At 68.2% G+C, this 15,742-nt stretch carries 14 protein-coding genes; 10 read left to right on the top strand and 4 right to left on the bottom strand.

Annotated elements, in window-relative coordinates; all coding sequences use genetic code 11:
* The first annotated feature begins 1 nt into the window (after position 1).
* The 8 genes from pucL (at position 2) to GCN81_RS05650 (ending at position 9,765) form a co-directional block, all read left to right on the top strand.
* Positions 2-925: a factor-independent urate hydroxylase gene (pucL, locus tag GCN81_RS05685; protein WP_156722322.1), complete on the top strand. Its 924-nt coding sequence runs from the start codon at positions 2-4 to the stop codon at positions 923-925.
* A 137-nt stretch (positions 926-1,062) separates the two neighbouring features.
* Positions 1,063-2,439 (top strand): 8-oxoguanine deaminase, encoded by a 1,377-nt coding sequence (locus GCN81_RS05680; protein ID WP_156722321.1) that lies wholly within the window; start codon positions 1,063-1,065, stop codon positions 2,437-2,439.
* Between the two features lie 303 nt (positions 2,440-2,742).
* Positions 2,743-4,212 (top strand): nucleobase:cation symporter-2 family protein, encoded by a 1,470-nt coding sequence (locus tag GCN81_RS05675; protein ID WP_407697937.1) that lies wholly within the window; start codon positions 2,743-2,745, stop codon positions 4,210-4,212.
* Positions 4,213-4,646: 434 nt separating this feature from the next.
* Positions 4,647-4,997: a hypothetical protein gene (locus tag GCN81_RS05670; protein ID WP_156722320.1), complete on the top strand. Its 351-nt coding sequence runs from the start codon at positions 4,647-4,649 to the stop codon at positions 4,995-4,997.
* A 359-nt stretch (positions 4,998-5,356) separates the two neighbouring features.
* On the top strand, positions 5,357-6,514 hold the full coding sequence (locus GCN81_RS05665) for an ROK family protein (RefSeq protein WP_197287487.1): 1,158 nt from the start codon (positions 5,357-5,359) through the stop codon (positions 6,512-6,514).
* 370 nt (positions 6,515-6,884) lie between these two features.
* Complete coding sequence (locus tag GCN81_RS32945) at positions 6,885-7,097, top strand: lasso RiPP family leader peptide-containing protein (protein ID WP_156722318.1); 213 nt, start codon at positions 6,885-6,887, stop codon at positions 7,095-7,097.
* 29 nt (positions 7,098-7,126) lie between these two features.
* Positions 7,127-8,983, top strand: coding sequence for an asparagine synthase-related protein (locus GCN81_RS05655; RefSeq protein WP_156722317.1), 1,857 nt, complete (start codon positions 7,127-7,129; stop codon positions 8,981-8,983).
* A 44-nt stretch (positions 8,984-9,027) separates the two neighbouring features.
* Positions 9,028-9,765, top strand: coding sequence for a lasso peptide biosynthesis B2 protein (locus tag GCN81_RS05650; RefSeq protein ID WP_156722316.1), 738 nt, complete (start codon positions 9,028-9,030; stop codon positions 9,763-9,765).
* 349 nt (positions 9,766-10,114) lie between these two features.
* Here GCN81_RS05650 and GCN81_RS32680 read toward each other — a convergent pair whose 3' ends face one another.
* From GCN81_RS32680 to GCN81_RS05640, 3 genes are all read right to left on the bottom strand, one after another.
* Positions 10,115-10,240, bottom strand: a complete 126-nt coding sequence (locus GCN81_RS32680) for a hypothetical protein (RefSeq protein ID WP_267904558.1) — start codon at positions 10,238-10,240, stop codon at positions 10,115-10,117.
* A gap of 774 nt (positions 10,241-11,014) precedes the next feature.
* Positions 11,015-11,896, bottom strand: coding sequence for a hypothetical protein (locus tag GCN81_RS05645; RefSeq protein ID WP_156722315.1), 882 nt, complete (start codon positions 11,894-11,896; stop codon positions 11,015-11,017).
* Positions 11,896-13,203: a VWA domain-containing protein gene (locus tag GCN81_RS05640; RefSeq protein ID WP_156722314.1), complete on the bottom strand. Its 1,308-nt coding sequence runs from the start codon at positions 13,201-13,203 to the stop codon at positions 11,896-11,898. Before GCN81_RS05640 ends, GCN81_RS05645 begins: the two co-directional genes overlap by 1 nt.
* Before the next feature lie 178 nt (positions 13,204-13,381).
* Here GCN81_RS05640 and GCN81_RS05635 point away from each other — a divergent pair, with 178 nt between their 5' ends.
* On the top strand, positions 13,382-13,702 hold the full coding sequence (locus GCN81_RS05635; RefSeq protein WP_156722313.1) for a nuclear transport factor 2 family protein: 321 nt from the start codon (positions 13,382-13,384) through the stop codon (positions 13,700-13,702).
* A gap of 24 nt (positions 13,703-13,726) precedes the next feature.
* On the opposite strand, the gene GCN81_RS05630 is transcribed toward GCN81_RS05635, so the two are convergent.
* Positions 13,727-14,389, bottom strand: a complete 663-nt coding sequence (locus tag GCN81_RS05630) for a hypothetical protein (RefSeq protein ID WP_156722390.1) — start codon at positions 14,387-14,389, stop codon at positions 13,727-13,729.
* Positions 14,390-14,583: 194 nt separating this feature from the next.
* Here GCN81_RS05630 and GCN81_RS05625 point away from each other — a divergent pair, with 194 nt between their 5' ends.
* On the top strand, positions 14,584-15,729 hold the full coding sequence (locus tag GCN81_RS05625; RefSeq protein ID WP_156722312.1) for a hypothetical protein: 1,146 nt from the start codon (positions 14,584-14,586) through the stop codon (positions 15,727-15,729).
* Positions 15,730-15,742: the final 13 nt, after the last annotated feature.

Raw genomic sequence — 15,742 nt, 5'->3', positions numbered from 1 at the left:
CATGCCCACGATTCTCGGCCAGAACCAGTACGGCAAAGCAGAGAACCGCGTCGTCAAGATCACGCGGGACGGCGACACCCACCACATCAAGGACCTGAACGTCTCGGTCGCGCTCTCCGGCGACCTCGACGACGTCCACTACTCGGGGTCCAACGCCCACTGCCTTCCGACCGACACCACCAAGAACACGGTGTACGCGTTCGCGAAGGAGTACGGCATCGAGTCCGCCGAGCAGTTCGGCATCCACCTGGCCCGTCACTTCGTGACCAGCCAGGAGCCGATCCACCGGGCGCGTATCCGCATCGAGGAGTACGCCTGGGACCGCATCGCCACCGCCGACGCCAACTCCAAGTTCATCGGCTCGGACGAGGTCAACCACTCGTTCGTCCGCCAGGGCCAGGAGACCCGCGTCACCCAGATCACCTACGACGGTGAGAAGTGGGAGGTCGTCTCCGGCCTCAAGGACCTCGTCGTCATGAACTCCACCAACTCGGAGTTCTGGGGCTACATCAAGGACCGGTACACGACGCTCAAGGAAGCGTACGACCGCATCCTGGCCACCCAGGTGTCCGGCCGCTGGCGCTTCAACTGGAGCGACGACGAGCAGCGCATGCCCAACTGGGAGAAGTCCTACGAGCAGGTTAAGAAGCACATGCTGCAGGCCTTCGCCGAGACCTACTCGCTCTCGCTGCAGCAGACCCTGTACCAGATGGGCTCGCGCATCATCAACCACCGTTCGGAGATCGACGAGGTCCGCTTCTCGCTCCCGAACAAGCATCACTTCCTGGTGGACCTGGAGCCGTTCGGCCTGAAGAACGACAACGAGGTCTACTACGCGGCGGACCGTCCGTACGGCCTGATCGAGGCCACGATCCTGCGTGACGGCGTCGAGCCGAAGATCCCGGTCGACCTGACCAACCTCTGACCGACCCCTGGCCGACCGGGAGGCCCCCCTCAGGGCCGTCCCGGTGGGCCAGGAGGCGACCGGGGGCAGCCGCGTCCGTACGAGCCCGGGTGCGACACCACCCGTAAGAGGACCCGTAAGAGGAACGAGGGACCGCCATGGCGGCTTCGCGCATCGTTATCGAGAACTGTGCCATCGCGACCGTGGACGCGGACGACACCGAGTACGCGTCGGGCTACGTCGTCGTAGCGGACAACCGGATCGAGGCGGTGGGCGCCGGCACGGCCCCGGCGCACCTGGAGAACGTGGTCCGCCGCATCGACGGCACCGGTCACCTGCTCACCCCGGGCCTGGTCAACACGCACCACCACTTCTACCAGTGGATCACCCGCGGCCTGGCCACCGATCACAACCTCTTCAACTGGCTCGTCGCCCTCTACCCGACGTGGGCGCGCATCGACGCGTCGATGGCGAAGGCCGCCGCCCAGGGCTCGCTCGCCATGATGGCCCGCGGCGGTGTGACCACCGCGATGGACCACCACTACGTCTACCCGCGAGGCTCAGGCGACCTGTCCGGCGCGATCATCGGCGCCGCCCGGGACATGGGCGTCCGCTTCACCCTGGCCCGCGGTTCCATGGACCGCGGCGAGAAGGACGGCGGACTGCCGCCGGACTTCGCCGTGGAGACCCTCGACGGCGCGCTCGCCGCGACCGCCGAGACCGTCGACCAGCACCACGACGCCTCCTTCGACTCGATGACGCAGGTCGCCGTCGCCCCCTGCTCCCCGTTCTCCGTCTCCACCGAGCTGATGAAGCAGGGTGCCGAGCTGGCCCGCGCCAAGGGCGTACGGCTGCACACCCACGGCTCGGAGACCGTGGAGGAGGAGAAGTTCTGCCACGAACTCTTCGGCATGGGTCCGACCGACTACTTCGAGTCGACCGGCTGGCTCGGCGAGGACGTGTGGATGGCGCACTGCGTTCATATGAACGACTCCGACATCGCCGCCTTCGCCCGTACGAAGACCGGTGTCGCCCACTGCCCCTCCTCCAACGCCCGCCTCGCGGCCGGTATCGCCCGCGTCCCGGACATGCTGAAGTCCGGTGTCCCGGTCGGCCTCGGCGTCGACGGGACCGCATCCAACGAGTCCGGCGAACTGCACACCGAACTGCGTAACGCGCTGCTGATCAACCGCCTCGGTGCCCACCGGGAAGCCGCGCTCAACGCCCGCCAGGCCCTGCGCCTCGGCACCTTCGGCGGCGCCCAGGTCCTGGGCCGCGCCGAGCAGATCGGCTCCATCGAAGCGGGCAAGCTGGCCGACTTCGTCCTGTGGAAGGTCGACGGCATCGGGCACTCCTCGATCGCCGACCCGGTCACCGCCCTCGTCTTCGGGGCGGCCGCCCCGGTGACCGCCTCGTTCGTCAACGGCCAGCAGATCGTCGAGCACAACCGCCTGCTGACCGCCGACGAGGACGCCATCGCGCGCGTCGCGCGCGATGAGGCCCAGCGCCTGGCCCGGATCGCCGCAGCCGACTGATCCCCCCAGAGTCCGGCCGGGGGGGACGGCCCCCGGCCGGTCGCCGTGGACCCGAGCGGGGTGCACGGCAGCCGAGTCGGGTGGGTGGGGGCCCCATGGCCCGCACCCGCTCGGCCCGGTGAACCGTCACGCCCCAAACCGCTCGTGCTCCAAAACGCGCGTGCCCGAGAACCCTCAAGCACCGGCGACGTACGTCGCACCCCTCCGCACGACCACAACTCCACATCGCGCACCACTTTCCGTACGTACGACCTCCCTGACACCCGCGTCGCCAGCGACGTGTAACCGACCGGAGGAACCGCCGTGGCAGAAACGCCCAGGGTTCGCAAAGCAGCCGCCGTGCCCGAGGACGAGCGGGCCGACGACCAGGTGCCCACCCCGCACCCGGTCGACGAGAAGCTCCCGCCTCTGAAGATGATGACCAGCGGCCTGCAGCACGTGGCCGCCATGTACGCGGGTGTGGTCGCCCCGCCGCTGATCGTCGGAGCCGCCGTCGGGCTCTCCGGCAAGGAGCTCACCTTCCTTACCGGGGCCAGCCTCTTCACCGCCGGACTGGCCACCCTCCTGCAGACCCTGGGCGTCTGGAACATCGGTGCCCGGCTGCCGTTCGTCAACGGCGTCACCTTCGCGGGCGTCGCCCCGATGCTCGCGATCGTCGACCAGACCCAGTCCGCTGGGAACGCGGACGACGCGCTGCCGATCATCTTCGGCGCGATCATCGTCGCGGGGCTGCTGGGCTTCATCGGCGCCCCGTTCTTCTCCAAGCTGGTGCGCTTCTTCCCGCCGGTCGTCACCGGCACCGTCATCACCCTGATCGGCGTCTCGCTGATGCCCGTGGCCTTCGGCTGGGCCCAGGGGCCCGATCCGGCGGGCGACGACTACGGCGCCATGAAGTACCTGGGCCTGGCCGCCATCACCCTGGTTATCGTCCTGCTGATACGTCGCTTCACCAGCGGGTTCGTCAAGCAGATCGCCGTACTGCTGGGCCTGGTGATCGGGACTGTCGTGGCGATCCCGTTCGGCGTCGCCGACTTCAGCGCGGTCGGCGAGGCGAGCGTCGTCGGCTTCCCGTCGCCATTCCACTTCGGAGCCCCGCAGTTCGCCGTGGCCGCCATCGTGTCGATGGTGGTCGTCATGATCGTCTCGATGACCGAGTCCACCGCCGACATGCTGGCGCTCGGTGAGATCGTCGAACGGCCCGCGGACGAGAAGACGATCGCGGCCGGACTGCGGGCCGACTGCCTTGGCTCCGCGCTCAGCCCGCTCTTCAACGGTTTCATGTGCAGCGCCTTCGCCCAGAACATCGGCCTGGTCGCGATGACCAAGATCCGCAGCCGGTTCGTGGTCGCGGTGGGGGGTGGCTTCCTGATCCTGATGGGCCTGATGCCGGTCGTCGCCTCACTGATCGCCACCGTGCCCCGGCCGGTGCTCGGCGGCGCCGGGGTCGTGCTGTTCGGCTCGGTCGCGGCGAGCGGTATCCAGACCCTGGCCAAGGCGGGGCTTGAGAAGGACAACAACGTGCTGATCGTGGCGGTCGCGATGGCCGTCGGGCTGATCCCGATCGCGGCGCCGGAGTTCTACCACGCCTTCCCGGACACCGCGATGATCATCCTGGACTCCGGTATCTCCACCGGCTGTGTCGCCGCGGTCGTCCTCAACCTGGTCTTCAACCACATCGGCAAGCGGCGGGACGATGACGACGTCACCGCTCCGATGGAGCCTGGCGAGGAGATCTCCGAGTCGCGGGTGCCGTCCGCGCGGGCCGGGCACTGACTTTGACGAGACAGACGCGGCGCGTACGGCCCTTGTGGGTCGTGCACGCCGCGTCTGTGCGTGGGGCCCTGCGTGGAGCTGGAGTTCCCCAGAGCGATCGATTCGTTCAATTCGGTAGCACTCATTGAGCGTTTGAGCGACGGCTGCCAGAAACCGCCTACTCCCAGCGGTTCCCGCCGTCTCCCGCCTCTGCGGCAGGCGCGGCGGCTGGCGCGCGGCACGTCTCATAGGAGGCCAGACAGCCGTGCGCGCGCGAGGGCCACGATGGTGAACGAATCAGTGATGGTTCTCTCGCCGCGTTCTCCTCGTCCGGCAGCCCTGACACACCGAACCCGCGAGGGGTCTCCAAGTGCCAGCCACGGGTGGCATGGCGATGGCAAGACCGTGCACGGTGCTCGCCGCACCGATGGCACCCAGGTCCCCTGCTCGCCGCGATGACGGGGACCGGCCTGGTCACCGCCCAGCGCGAGGTGGACGGCGAGACCAACGAGATCACCGCGCACGGCCGCGACGAGATCGGCTGGATCAAGGCCGCCGACGTCACCGGGATCGTGTTCCCGCACGCTGTGCAGGCCGTGCGCCGCCAGCGGATCGTCACCACCGGCAAGGTCGCCCTGGAACGCGTCTGCGGCGTGACCGACCTGACCGCGGAGCAGGCTCATCGACCCTCTCCGACTCGCCGAACATCCGAACATCGCCGCTGGACTCCGCCACCACACCCGCAACGCCAACTGTCCACTGATCACTCTCGGCATCATGTGATCCCCCACGGCCACGTCACCTGAACGACGTGGCCGTGGGGCCACCCCCATCGCCGCTGCCTGGCCACTGGCGAATCAGCCTGTACTTGAAGATCGGTCGCCTATTCGTCGTGCGAACAAACTTGTGGGCCAACGTGCCGCGAATCCCCAGCGCGCGGCACCGCGGACGTTCCTCAGACATCAAATAGCTCAAGCGCCCCAAGAAATGCAGGGCCATGCTTCCCGTTTCCCTCCTGAAGGCGACCCACGTTCAAATTGAAGATCACCATGCTAACGTCGAGATGATGAAGCGCTGAATTACCTGATATTGCGGGGGGTCGATGCTTCAGCTAAGTGACCGTCTGGGGCCGGCTCGAGGAACGCGAGCCATCAACCACAAGCATGTGCTCATCTCGATCATGATCAAGGGAGATACCCAGGCCAACCTGGCCCGACGCACCGGACTCGCCCAGTCCACCGTGTCGAACATCGTCGGGGAGTTGCAAACGGCCGGAGTCCTTCCCAACGACAAGGCCGAACAGGCCAGGGCCGTACGCAGGGGGACAGTACGCCTGCCTCCCACACGCAACGTCGCGGTCGGCGTCCATCTGGGCTTCGTCCGGGCGACAGTGGTCGCCCGACGTGTGGATCGCCCCATTTCCGAGACGCACAGCGAGCATGTGGCGAGCGGCGCGAACAGAGGCATGAGCGAGGTCATTCCGGTCCTCAAGCAAGCCATCCGGGAGGCCGTCGGCAGAACCAGTCTGGGGCTGGAGGACGTGGTATCCCTCGGCGTGGCCGTGCCGCGGATGGTCGACCCCAGGACCGGCAGATTCGCCAGCCCCATACTGCCTCCATGGAGCGAGGGTGACGATCCGTCGCGAGACCTGGGCGCGTGGCTGGGCGTGCCTGGCGCACTCGACAACGACGCCAACCTGGGCGCGTTGGCTGAGCAGACGTACGCGACAGACGGTCATGCCGAGATCGTGGTCTACATCAAAGGGTCCACCGGTATCGGCGCCGGACTGGTCATCAGCAACACGCCCATCCGGGGACGTGGAATGGCCGGGGAGATCGGCCATCTCGTGTTCGACCCGAACGGGGCAGTCTGCCGCTGCGGCGGACGGGGATGCCTTGAGACGGTCATCGGCGCGAACGCTCTCGTCCGCCAGGCACGCGATGCGCTGTCCGGTAGCGCGGTCGACGTGCCGCATTCCCTCGCTTCCCTGATCGAGAAAGCCCAGGCGGGGGACGTGGTTTGCGAGCGGATCATGCGCGACGCCGGGCGGGTGCTCGGTCAGGCTCTCGCGCAGCTGTGCAACCTTCTGAATCCCGACCTGATCGTCGTCGGAGGGACGCTCGGTGCCGCTCAAGGCATGGTCCTCGATCCTTGCCAGGAATCCCTGGAGCGTTTCGCGTTGCGCGGCGCGGTCGGTCCCCACAGCGGATTCACGCTGAAGTCGAGTTCGATGAACCAACTGTCCGAGGCGCAAGGGGCCTTGTTGCTGGGTTTGACGTCCCTTCGCAGGTCAGACGACACCCAGGAGCAGGGCAGGGACTGAGGGAACGCCTGTTGCTCAGTGGGCGAACCACTTGATCAACGGTCAGGCATGAACGTTGCCATGCTTCACCCGACACCTTCTTCTTCAGTCTGAACAGCGGAAGCTCCCTTCACCCAGCGAAAGTTGCGATTTACTGTCGGCGCCGGAGAATTCCTGCGCGCCAGCGACTCTCTCTTGCTCATCTCCTCGTCCACCACCCGCCCATCCGTGTGGACAACTGCCCCCGCCTCCTGCCATCGTGAGCGGCCGATATCTAGCGCCACAGGGGCCCGTAGCCGCAGTAACGGCTAAAGTCGAATACCTGGCACTGATCAATCATGTTCGGTTCATTCGATTACGCGTGCCTTTAGGGCCGACTCCGGATGGGTATATGACAATGCTGAGGAAACACGCCAACCAGTCGACTCGACCGTCCGTCCGCGATACTGCCGCTCCCTCCGCCTCAGAAGACTTCGACGGGGCTCACCCGCCTCTCGAAGCCTATGATCCGCCGACGGTGGTGGATCTCGGACATGTCCGGGAGGTGACCCTCGGAAGCTCCAGTAGCGGCAACGCTGACGCCAACTCCCACTACTACTGGTGAGCGGAGACGCTACCCGGACAGGAGACGGAATGCGTGCTCTGAGCACTGCTGACAGCATCGACATGTGGTGTCATCGGGAATTCACCGGTGTCTTCCCACCGCTGGCCGACTCAGCACCCCCACTGGTCGTAGGCGATGCGGGCCTCGCGCCCCCTCACGGGACGGTCCTGCGCACGATGGGGCGGTGGAGGGAAGGCGAACTGCGGAGCTTCCAGTGCGCCGGGGGTTCCGTCATCGCCGTGGGCCAGTGTCTTGCCGGGGAGCAGGAGTTCACAAGAGACGCCGACCGGGCCCTGGCCACGGGCCGGTTGCTTCCGCTGACCCAGTGGACCGGCAGCTACCTGTGTCTCGTGGTGCGCCCGCATGAGCTCACAGCCTTCGCGGACCTGGCCGGACAGTACCCGCTGTACTTCCGCCGCCGCCCAGGCCGCACCTGGATCGGCTCACAGCCCGCGACAGTCGCCGCGGCGGCTGGCGGCGGATGCCGCCCGGATCTCCAGACCCTGGCGACTCAAGTCCTCTGCCCCGATGTACCCCTGTTGCCCCAGAATAGATCGGTCGTGGCCGATGTCGAACAACTCGGCAGCGGCCAGGCCTTGCGGATCACCACGGAAGGCGCGTGTACTCAGTGGGAGTACGAGACGCTCTTACCCGACACGGACGCTTCGTTCGCAACAGGCGCTGAGGCTCTGAGAACGGCACTCGAGGAATCGGTAGGGCGGCGGGCCGCCCGCGCCGGAGCCCTGACCGCGGACTTCAGCGGCGGCCTGGATTCCACTTCGCTCGCTTTTCTGGCGCTCCGTCATAAGGCGGGGCCCTTACCCGTGTTCACCTACCATCGGGCGGGAGGCGATTGCGACGACGTGGAACACGCACACCGATTTGCGCGGCTCGATCAACGCCTCCACCTGCAGGACGTCGCCGGGACCCCCGAAACCTTGCCCTACCAGCGGATGGAGGGAGTGCGGCGCACCGGGGAGCCCGACCCCGCAGCCGTGGGAACGGCTCGTACTCGGCTCCGCCTGGAGCACATCGCGCGGCACGGTGGAGACATCCACCTCGGTGGCGAGGGCGGCGACGCGCTCCTGTCGGCGCCGCCCTGCTACCTGGCCGGCCTGGTACGGCTCGGCGGCTTGCGGAAACTCGGTCGGCACAGCCACGTTCTCGCACGATCGCGTCATGTGTCGCCCCTTGAGGTGATGGGCCGGGCGGCGCATCTGGCGCACACATCGTTCGCGACTGCTCTGCATCGTACGGCGAGGCTGCTGGAGCAGCCTGAGGCGACCGTCCCTCACTGGCTGGACACAGTGAGCTGGTGGCTCGCCCCAGGCCCGGAGATCGCCTGGCTCACGGACTCCGCACGGAAGGAAGTCGCGAAGTTGGCCCGTTCGCGAATCCCCATCCCTCCCGATCCCGCTAGTACCCAGCCGGACGTACACGCAACGCGGCACCAACTGCGCACATCGGCCTCCGCGCAACGTCAACTCGACCATACCGCCGCGCCTTTCGGGCTCTGGCCGCAAGCCCCGTTCCTCGACAACGACGTCATCCGGGCGTGTTTGCGGTTGCCCGCCCACCTACGTGCTGATCCTCCTGCCTTCAAACCACTGCTCGGCGCAGCGCTGTCGGGCGCGGTTCCCGCCCCCGTGCTGGACCGCCGAACCAAGGGCGACTACTCCGGTGAGGACTACCAGGGCATCCGCCTCGCCTCGACCGCTCTGCGTGAAATTCTCGACACCTCGCGCCTGGCGGGCTTCGGTGTGATCGCCCCCGACGTGGTCGCAACCTCGCTGGACCGCGCGCGGATGGGGCTTCGCGCCCCTTTTCCCGCGCTGAATCGGCTTCTTGGCGTCGAGCTGTGGCTACGAAGCACACTCTGGCGCTGAATCGTGCACCTACCTCGCCGTTTCGCCGTAGAAAGAGGCATCTGATGACCGGCTTGCAGATCCCCAAGCACGTTCATGTCGGCGATGCCTTCCACGGTGGGCAGGTGCTCTTCGACGCACGGTCCGGTCAGTGGTACGCGATGAACGGCACCGCGCGTTTGCTCTGGGAGGAGTGGCACCGCACCGGTGATTTCGAGTCCGCTGTACGAACCCTGGCTGACGGGTTCCCCTGTGTGCGCTACGACTCCGTGCGGCTTGACGCCGAGAGAGTCGCCAGAGACCTCGTTGAGCGCGGCCTCGTGTATCTGGATGAAGAGCGCGGCTCCGCCCATAGGGACCTGCCGCACGGCTCGACAGGGCTCGTCAGTCCGGACGTATCCCGTACATGGGACGCAAACACCGTCCGGTGGCCGAGAACCGCGAGCTTGATTGGCCTGCTCCTTGCGCTGTGTCTCCTGCGGTTCCCCTTCCGTGCCTGTGTGCACGCCGTGACGGTGCTCAAGGAGCGCTGTGGGCGGCGACCGGCCACGACGCGACAGGCTGAAGTGATGCTGACAGCCGTCCGACGGGCCGGAGAACGCTACCCGGGGCGCGTCGCCTGCCTGGAGGACTCACTGGCCACTGTGCTTGGCCTCGCAGTGGCCGGGCTCGCGGCCGATTGGTGTCTTGGCAGTGCTGATGATCCTTACCGATTCCATGCTTGGGTCGAGGTCGCCGGCGCGACGGTGGAGCCTGCCGAGGCCGATGACCACACCCGTTTCCGACGGGTGCTGGTGCTATGAGCAGGGGGACCGGCCACCACCTGCTACACCGGTCTCACACCTCCAAAATGAAGAACGTTCCACGCTGAAACACATCCCAGCTTTCGTTTTCCCGTCCGCACGTTGACCACGATCTGACATCGATCACGAGAGCGCTCCCATCGAGTCCGAGGACGCGACATGCGTAAGATTTCTTCGAATTCCCTCACGCTGCCCGTCTGGGGCGTTCTTACCGATCGGTTTCGTAAAACAATCCCCCAAGCGGGTTCTCTCGGGGCGGGGTAGGCCGCTACACTTACCCGGTAAGTAAAAGGTCGGCGCAACCTGAAGGGCCGCCCGCTGCTACGGACGGCCCTCAATGCTCCTTGAACTACCTGACCAGGCAGGCAAGGTAGCTGTTCGCAGAGAGCACGACGATGACGATCACGATCACCTGGACGCTTATCCAGGTCAGACTTGTGGAGCCCTTGATCGTCATCTGAGCTTTCACGTTCACTGAGAGCCTCCTTTCGAGGAGTAGGGGCCGGAACGGGCTCCGCGGCAACCGCCGGAGAGGGCGTTTTTCACTGTTTGTGAGCTGATTCTCATGCCTGACAGCAGAAGATCGAAAGCGACGCCCCAGAAGCATTTTCTTCCGTATTTCTTCGCCTGGCAAGGCCTTGCAACGTACCCTCCGCGACACCTGCACCGCATGCCAGAGGTGAAAGAAGCATATTAGGTCGAAGTCGTCTGCAATTCGTCCACGATGTGCCCGGGATGGCGAACCAGGTGACTGAATCGAAGGAAACGCGTAGTGCGTGACCCGACGCGGCGGACAGTGTGCTCCCGCAGCGCCGTGCGGGGCTCCGCACGGGCTTCGGGATCAAACCGAACACCTCTGCCGCTGGCGGGAGTCCAAGGATTCGGATTGAACGCCGCCACAGGCCTCACCAGTCGGTGGCGGCGTCGAATCGGCCATCGGCGATGCACCGAAGACGCGGCAAAGAATCTCGTCGACGTTGTCAAGTAACCGGTGGATGACGACGCGTTGGCGAACGGGTGCCGACCGTTTGGGCGGCGGACGATCGCCCGTTGCCCAGAGCCGTCGAAAGGTCGACGACGTGCAGGGTCGGCTGATCAGGTTCGCTGACCGGGGTCGGACTTCAGATGGGCTAGGTAGGGGAAGAGGAACTGCGCGAGCGGGGCCGTTCCTCACACCGCCAGGGAGTCGTCCGCTGGCCGGCCCTTCAGCCCCCGGGTGCCAGGCGGACCGGGCACCCGGGGCGTTCGTCTACGCGCGAGGGCGGCCTGGACCGCGCGCCAGGCAGTATCCGCCCACGCCGGTCAACGCCGCGACGAAGCCGCCCGCCGCTGTCCAGAGCCAGCGGTCCGACCACCAGCCGGACGCCCAGCCGTCCTCGGGCTCGGCGGCGGCAGCGGCCTGCCGCGCTGAGCTGTTCCCGGACCCGCTGTCGGACCCGGAGCCGGGCCCGGAGTCGGCGTCCGCCGCGTCTCCGTTGCCCGCCACGAGCGGCGCCGCCAGCGAGCCGTCCACCGCGTGCGAGCCACCCACGTCCTTGAACGTCGTCTCGACCTCGGCCTGTACCGGCAGACCCAGGTCCGTCGCCTTGAGCCCGGTGACCGTGAGCCGCACGTAGTACGTGCCCGGCAGCGGGTCATCGGACCACTGCTCCGACCAGGCCCGTACGGGACGCAGCGTGCAGGACAGCGAGACGGACTCGGCGTTCTGGGCCGCCTTGCGGGTCTGCGCGCCGTACATACAGGCCTGGCGGCGGCGCAGCCCGTCGTACACGTCGACCTGCCAGGTCTGGGTGCCCTTGCGGGCGCTCGGCTCCGGGAGCTTCACGGTCGCCTTGACCGTGGGGCGCTGCCCGGTGTCGGCCAGGAACTTCCAGTACAGGTACTCGCCGGTGGACGCGGCAGCGGTGGCCCGCTGCCCCGGCTCGAATCCGACGGCGGTACGGAACGACGTACCCGCCTCAGTGGGCCCGTCCCCACCGTTGCTGTCGCTGCCGCCGTCCCCGCTGTCGCCGTCCGCGCTTGGGCTGCTGGACGGGTCATCGGCCCACGCCGTCCCCGCCGCGCCGAACAGCGCCGTACCGGCCAGCAGTGCCGCACTGACGCCGACCCGCAACGCCTTGGTGATCCCCATCAGTTGCTCCTCGTCACAGCGCCACGCCAGCGGGCCAGCCAGCCCCACAGCACACCGCCCAGGAATCCCGCCACAGCCAGTGCGCCGAGCAGCCACCAGCCCCGGCCCAGGCCGAAGAACGCCACGTCGGAGGCGTCCGACGGGCCGTCCACCAGGTCGATCGTCAGCTCCACGGGCAGCCCGGGCTCCCGCTTGACGGAAGCCGGAGCGGAGAAGGAGTTGCTGACCCGCAGGCAGACCGTCTCCGGCTCGCCCGCACCGTCGGCGTCATCGGTGTCCTCGCTGTCCGCCTTCGGGTAGCGCAGCCCCGCCGAGATGACGTCGGTGCGCCCACTGCCCGCCGACTCGCCGCGTACGATCTCACGCCCGTGCACGGTTGTGGCGCGCAGCAGTACGCCGTAGTCGTTGTCCACCTGACGGTCCGCCGCCACGCTCACCGAGGCGCGCAGCTCCTGACCCGGCTTGACATCGACCTGGTACCAGCGGTGCTCACCGAACTTCTCCCGGTCGGTGTAGAGCCCCGAACCGATCTTGGGGGCCTTCGCACACTGGTCCGCGCCCTCCACGGCGACCGGCGTGATCACTGGCTCCGCCGCCCGGTCCACCAACTGGTTGACCCGGTCGGAGAGTTCGTCCTTGTGGCGGATCGAGCTGTACGTCCCACCTGTCGCGTCGGCGATACAGCTCAGCTGGTCGCGGGTCTTGGCGTCCGGGACCAGGCCGAGGGTGTCGATGGTGAGGTTGATGCCCTTCGCGGCGATGTCGCGGGCCACCTCGCAGGGGTCGAGCGGGGCGCAGGTGTCCTCACCGTCGGTGATGAGTACGATCCTGCGGCTGGTGGCCTCGTCGCCGCCTTCGAGATCGTCGGCGGCCTTGAGCAGCGCGGGCCCGATCGGCGTCCACCCGGTGGGCGCGAGCGTGGCCACCGCGGTCTTGGCCTCGGTGCGCGCGGATTTGCTGAGGACGCCGACCGGGTAGAGCTGCGCGGTGTCCTTGCAGCCCTCCTTGCGGTCGTCGCCACGGTAGTTGGCGCCGAGCGTACGTATGCCGAGCTCGACCTCGTCCGGTGTCGCGTCCAGTACTTCGTTGAACGCCTGCTTGGCGGCGGCCATCCGCGACCCGCCGTCCATGTCGCGGGCCCGCATCGACCCGCTCACATCGAGGACGAGTTCGACCTTCGGGGCGGGGCCGTCACCGCCCCTGGGGTCGTCCGCGAAGGCGGTGCCGGTGGCCGCGGGGAGCAGCCCGGCCGTCAGGGCGGCGAGCAGGGTGCATGCGCCCGCCGCCAGCCGTTTTCTTGTGATCATCGCCGGATCTTATTGACCTTTGACGGCACATCAAAAATCGCGAGACGCATCGCGCCGGATTCGCGCCGCCGAGTGCCGCCGTCCAGTACGGCGGGCCCAGGATGCGAGACCGCCGCGTGCGGGACATGATCGGGAGACAGACCGCCGTCGCTACCACGAACCGTGAAGAGGAACGCTCGTGATCCCCACCGAAAAGCTCTCCGACCCGGCCGTCCGCGCCCTGGTCACCGCCCTGAACGCGAACGACCGCACCGCCTTCCTGGCAGCGCTCACCCCCGACGCCACCATGTCCGACGACGGCTCGGACCGTAACCTCGCCGAGTGGACCGAGAAGGAGATCTTCTCCGCCGGAGGCCATATGGACGTCGAGTCCGAGAGCGACGGCGGCCGCACCCTCGTCGCCCAATACCGCAACGACACCTGGGGCGAGATGCGCACCCGATGGCACTTCACGGTCTCGGACGGAAAGGTCAGCCGCTTCGAGACGGGCCAGGCCTGACCTGACCGCTGGTCAGGGCCTGTCTCAGTCGCGCCGGGGTGAGGCGAGCAGACAGCGGCCCCCGCCCCGCTCCTGGTGCTCGCTGACCTGCCAACCCGCCGCCTCCAGCGCGGCCGCACAGCCGCCGAGGCCACCGAGGCCGTCGTCGTCCATGCCGCCGCCACCGGGTATCAGCCGTACCGCGACCGCCTCGGGCTGCGGGCTCTCCGCGACCCGGTACCCGCCACCGGTGTCCTCCGCCCCGGCGGGCATGCACCCCGCCGCCTCCAGCGCCAGCGCGGCGGCCTGCACCAAGTGCGTGCGCTCCCACCCGCAGGGCCGCCCCGTGTCCCCGTCCGGACGGGTCATCCGGCGCAGCTCAAGCAGCCCCTGCCAGGCACTGTGCACCTCACGCTGCCGCCCTGGCCCGGCGACGGGATCGCCCTCACCGCCGGTGCGCGCCGTGAACACCCCCGTCGCCGCGTCGGTCACCGGGGCGGGCGGTGGGGGCGTCGCGGCCAGCAGCTCGTCGCGGAGGCGATGGCCCGCAGGGGTGAGGAAGTACGCCCGCGGCGGGCGCGGATGCCGAAAGGCGAGCCCTCGGCGCACCAGGCCCTCCAACTGGGCCTCGCTGCCCACGATCCGCCCCGTCACCGCCTCAGCCGCACTGATGATCCGCCGCTGCGCCGCGGTGGCCCGCCCCGCCATCGGCGCACGGCCGCTACCAGCACGACTCGAGTCGCCTAGCCCGTTCATCCGCCGCTCCCTTCGCCCCAACACCCCGTACTTCCCATAGTGCGGCCCACCACTGACAACGCCGAAGTGCTCACGCGCGTCCATTGCCTCCCCCGGTGGTCTGGTCCAGGGTGGTGCCTTCCATCCCACGGAAGAAGGGCACCTCCGTGCGAAGACGACACTTCATCAGCGGACTCACCGGCACCGCGGCGGGCGTGGGTCTCGCCGCCGCCAGTACCACCACCGCGGCCGCCGCTACCGCCGCCGCGCTTCAGCGCCCCACCAACGCCGCGGAAACCTGGCGCGAAGTCCCCGCACCACCCGGCGAGGAGGCCGCCCGCCTCGTCGGGGTGGCCGCAGCCGGGCCAGCCATAGCCTTCGCCGTGGGCGACGAGGGCCGATCCCGCAGCACCCGCGGCCGCCCTTTAGCCCTCGCCTGGAACGGCACGGCCTGGTCCCGTACCGACCTCACCCACCTCGACTACACCGGGGCGCTCCGCGCGGTCGCCAACAGCTCCGCCGACGCGGCCTGGGCGCTCGGCACGAACACCGACGGCAACGACCAACTCCTGGCCTGGGACGGCGAAACCTGGCAGGAGGTGAACTTCCCCGGCCGAGGCGAGCCAGGCACCCGCCTCACCGATGTGGCCGTTGGCGGCGACGGCCAGGCCTGGGTCAGCGGCCGCCACGGCGACCGGGCCGGACTGATGCGCGGACCCGGACCCGGCAACGGCCCCGCGTGGCGCTGGTGCCGCCCCCTCCCGGACGAGGCGACCCCGACACCGTACGGCGTACACGTCACGCCCTGCGGGGAGGTCTGGGTCTACGGCGACGTCATCGCCCGCTGGGATGGCGCCTGGACCGTCATTCCCCGGCACGTCGGCATCCGCTCCGGCGTCACCGGACTGCTCCCCGTCGCCCACGACGACATCTGGCTCACCGGCTACGCGTACGGACCCGGCGGTCCGCCCGGCAAGCCCCCGGGAGTCACGTTCCAGCGCTGGGACGGCGGCGAATGGACCAGGGGTGAATCCCCGTTCACCGTAGGCGTGCTGAGCGGCATCATCGGCGACGCCCAGGGGCGCCCGGACCTCATCGCGGGCTGGGACTTCTGGGACCAGAAGCGCACCCACTACCTGCGCTGGAACGGCTCAGACTGGACCAGCGAACGCGGACCCGAGGCCACCGGCTCGACCTCCCTCATGAACGCGATCACCGCGATCCCAGGAACGGCCAGTGGCTACTGGGCGGTGGGCGCGAACTCGACGTACTCCTCCCCACCGGCCCAGCTACGCGTCGAACGCCACGGCTGAGTCACCGGGTGCG

This window comes from Streptomyces apocyni (genome assembly GCF_009739465.1).
In the GTDB taxonomy this organism is placed as follows: Bacteria; Actinomycetota; Actinomycetes; order Streptomycetales; family Streptomycetaceae; genus Streptomyces; species Streptomyces apocyni.
The sequence above is the reverse complement of the archived record's forward strand: the minus strand, read 5'-3'. Positions and strand labels throughout refer to the sequence as shown.